This window comes from Vibrio sp. 1401 (assembly GCF_033340295.1).
Map to the genome: position 1 here is coordinate 1 of NZ_JAWOWF010000126.1, position 1,189 is coordinate 1,189.

Below are 1,189 nucleotides of genomic sequence, written 5' to 3' on the forward strand. Positions count from 1 at the left end.
TTGTATGGATAATAAGTACTCCAATCGGGTAAGGTGAGACCCAGACTTTAGCTGCAACTAAAGTTCTTCTATCTGGTAGTTCGATTGAACGATGGCTCCTCAATTGAGAGACCGGTAACAAGTACGAACGCCAGATAGAACTCCAAGCACCACACTCGAATAGTCTTCTGGGTCTCGAGCCCGCATTTGCAAGCAAGAGTTAGCTTATTATGAATACAAACACACTTCAAAACATTAATGTCGGCGTTGATACTGGTAAGTCACAATTAGACATCTACATCCGACCACTCGATATTTACTTCACTGTCCCGAACACCGAAAAAGGCATCAGCGATGCCATAAAAACCATTAAGAAACACAAACCTCAACGTGTCGTCATCGAAGCTACAGGTCGATTAGAAATGCCTTTTATACTCGCCTGTGACAAAGCCAAATTACCTTATGTTATTGCCAACCCACTACGTATTAAAAGGTTTGCTGGTGCCATTGGTCAACGAGCTAAGAACGACCGTTTAGATGCCGCTCTCATCGCACATTATGCCGAACGTGTTCAGCCAGAACTGACCAAACTAAAAAGCGAAAACATACGCCTTATGAGTGACTTAGTCACAAGGCGTAACCAGCTACTCACCATGCAAACCATGGAAAGAAACCGACTACAAATATTACCTAAGAATATCTCGTCTACGATTACCCCTATCCTTACCGCCCTGAAAAATCAGATTGAAAAAGTAGAAGCAAAGATAGCGAAACTGATTGAGAGTTGTCCTGAGTATCAAGCCAAAAATACTATTCTCCAAAGCATGCCTGGTGTTGGTAAAGTCCTTGCTGCCTCCCTAATTAGTAATGTACCCGAGCTGGGCTTTATCACTAACAAACAAGCTTCTTCTCTCATTGGTGTCGCACCAATAACAAGAGAAAGTGGCCGCTTTAAAGGTAAGCGGCTGATACAAGGAGGGCGGTCTCAAGTTAGGACCGTTATGTATATGGCGATGATGTCGGCTATCCAATGCAACCCTGTTTTCAAAGCAACTTATGAACGACTACTTACGGCAGGAAAACCGAAAAAAGTTGCCATTGTTGCCTGCATGAGAAAGATGGTTGTTATCTTAAATTCAATGCTAAGAGATGGTGTTATGTGGGATACAGATAGCCTCAAAAATTAACTATTGACGCCATAGTCTCTTGT

The 1,189-nt window shown here is 42.6% G+C and carries 1 protein-coding gene; it reads left to right on the top strand.

What is annotated here, in order from left to right; all coding sequences use genetic code 11:
- Window positions 1–209: 209 nt before the first annotated feature.
- Window positions 210–1,166: an IS110 family transposase gene (locus tag R7Z77_RS24020; RefSeq protein ID WP_033906599.1), complete on the top strand. Its 957-nt coding sequence runs from the start codon at window positions 210–212 to the stop codon at window positions 1,164–1,166.
- Window positions 1,167–1,189 lie beyond the last annotated feature (23 nt).